The sequence below is a fragment of the Thioalkalivibrio sp. ALM2T genome (assembly GCF_000381505.1).
In the GTDB taxonomy this organism is placed as follows: Bacteria; Pseudomonadota; Gammaproteobacteria; order Ectothiorhodospirales; family Ectothiorhodospiraceae; genus Thioalkalivibrio; species Thioalkalivibrio versutus.
This window is the reverse complement of the sequence record NZ_KB906566.1, coordinates 1-2,500: the sequence shown is the minus strand read 5'-3', so window position 1 is coordinate 2,500 and position 2,500 is coordinate 1. Positions and strand designations below refer to the sequence as shown.

The 2,500-nt window shown below is 55.5% G+C and carries 1 protein-coding gene and 2 rRNA genes (1 of these 3 cut by a window edge); 2 read left to right on the top strand and 1 reads right to left on the bottom strand.

Annotated features, from left to right (window positions below; genetic code table 11):
• Together F816_RS0110700 and rrf are read left to right on the top strand one after the other, a co-directional pair.
• A 23S ribosomal RNA gene (locus tag F816_RS0110700) occupies positions 1 to 1,881 on the top strand (it extends 998 nt beyond the left edge of the window).
• A gap of 111 nt (positions 1,882 to 1,992) precedes the next feature.
• Positions 1,993 to 2,108: ribosomal RNA gene (gene rrf / locus F816_RS0110695) — 5S ribosomal RNA — on the top strand.
• 49 nt (positions 2,109 to 2,157) lie between these two features.
• Here the strand turns inward: rrf and F816_RS0110690 are convergent.
• On the bottom strand, positions 2,158 to 2,500 hold a 343-nt coding region (locus F816_RS0110690; RefSeq protein WP_019594718.1), incomplete at its 5' end, for an ISL3 family transposase.

The following is a 2,500-nucleotide window of genomic DNA, read 5'->3' as shown; positions in this document are numbered from 1 at the left end:
ATGGCTCAGTGGGAAACGATGTGGGAAGGCAGAGACAGCCAGGAGGTTGGCTTAGAAGCAGCCATCCTTTAAAGAAAGCGTAATAGCTCACTGGTCGAGTCGGCCTGCGCGGAAGATTTAACGGGGCTAAAGCCATGTACCGAAGCTGCGGACTTGCTTTGCAAGTGGTAGAGGAGCGTTCTGTAAGCCTGTGAAGGTGTGCCGAGAGGCATGCTGGAGGTATCAGAAGTGCGAATGCTGACATGAGTAACGATAAGATGGGTGAAAAACCTATCCGCCGAAAGCCCAAGGTTTCCTGCGCAACGCTAATCGGCGCAGGGTTAGTCGGCCCCTAAGGCGAGGCAGAAATGCGTAGTCGATGGGAAACAGGTTAATATTCCTGTACCGACTGTTAATGCGATGGGGGGACGGAGAAGGCTAAGTGATCCGGCAGTTGGTGCCCGGTTCAAGTATGTAGGGAGTGTCCTTAGGCAAATCCGGGGACACAATCCTGAGATACGATGACGAGCCTCCACGGAGGCGAAGTCACTGATGCCATGCTTCCAGGAAAAGCCTCTAAGCTTCAGTTAACAGTTGACCGTACCCCAAACCGACACAGGTGGGCAGGGTGAGAATCCCAAGGCGCTTGAGAGAACTCGGGTGAAGGAACTAGGCAAAATGGTACCGTAACTTCGGGAGAAGGTACGCCTCGGCTGGTGATGGGACTTGCTCCCTGAGCTGGCCGAGGTCGCAGAGACCAGGCCGCTGCGACTGTTTATTAAAAACACAGCACTCTGCAAACTCGAAAGAGGACGTATAGGGTGTGACGCCTGCCCGGTGCCGGAAGGTTAATTGATGGGGTTATCTTCGGAGAAGCTCTTGATCGAAGCCCCGGTAAACGGCGGCCGTAACTATAACGGTCCTAAGGTAGCGAAATTCCTTGTCGGGTAAGTTCCGACCTGCACGAATGGCGTAACGATGGCGGCGCTGTCTCCACCCGAGACTCAGTGAAATTGAAATCGCAGTGAAGATGCTGTGTACCCGCGGCTAGACGGAAAGACCCCGTGAACCTTTACTACAGCTTCACACTGAACTTTGAACTTGTTTGTGTAGGATAGGTGGGAGGCTTTGAAACCGGGACGCCAGTCTCGGCGGAGCCAACCTTGAAATACCACCCTGGCAATTTTGGAGTTCTAACCCAGGCCTGTTATCCAGGTCGGGGACCGTGTGTGGTGGGTAGTTTGACTGGGGCGGTCTCCTCCCAAAGAGTAACGGAGGAGTGCGAAGGTACCCTCAGCGCGGTCGGAAATCGCGCGACGAGTGCAAAGGCATAAGGGTGCTTAACTGCGAGACAGACACGTCGAGCAGGTGCGAAAGCAGGTCTTAGTGATCCGGTGGTTCTGTATGGAAGGGCCATCGCTCAACGGATAAAAGGTACTCCGGGGATAACAGGCTGATACTGCCCAAGAGTCCATATCGACGGCAGTGTTTGGCACCTCGATGTCGGCTCATCACATCCTGGGGCTGAAGCAGGTCCCAAGGGTATGGCTGTTCGCCATTTAAAGTGGTACGCGAGCTGGGTTTAGAACGTCGTGAGACAGTTCGGTCCCTATCTGCCGTGGGCGTCGGAGATTTGACAGGATCTGTCCTTAGTACGAGAGGACCGGGATGGACGCACCTCTGGTGTTCCGGTTGTCACGCCAGTGGCATTGCCGGGTAGCTAAGTGCGGAAGGGATAACCGCTGAAAGCATCTAAGCGGGAAACCCACCTGAAGATGATATCTCCCTGGACCCTCGAGGTCCCTGTAGGGCCGTTGAAGACTACAACGTTGATAGGCTGGGTGTTGAAGCGCGGTAACGCGTGTAGCTAACCAGTACTAATTGCCCGTGAGGCTTGACCATATAACACCCAAAGTGTTGGTGGTCTCGTTTGACACATCGCTACGTACACAAGCCTAGAATGCATTCCGAATTTAGATGACGTGGAAGAGTCCGCGTGGTCTAGCCAGTTTGTCTGGCGGCAATAGCGAGTAGGAACCACCCGATCCCATCCCGAACTCGGAAGTGAAACTGCTCTGCGCCGATGGTAGTGTGGGGTCTCCCCATGTGAGAGTAGGTCACCGCCAGGCATTAATCCGAAGCCCGGTCCCCTTTTTGGGGGCCGGGCTTTTTTTAGGTTCATCGAGCATTACCGGGGAAGGCTGCGCGGATTTTGAGGAAGAAGTATTCCTGGTCGCGGTAGCCATAGGCCCGACGCTTGATGACCTTGATCGTGTTGTTAATGCCCTCGACGACGCTGGTGTTCAGCCGGTGGCGGCAGCGCGAGACGATGCCGGGTAGGTAGGGCTCCAGCAGGCGTGCGAAGCGCTGCAGGGCCTGGATTCCACTCTCGTGCGCTTGCTGCACCCATTGCCGCCACGCCTGGTACGTCCGCTCGGGGCTGCGCTGGAACCACAGTCTCTTGAGTTCGTCGCGTAAGAGGTAGACCGTCAGTAACGCTTGGTTGGCCTGCAGCAGCTCG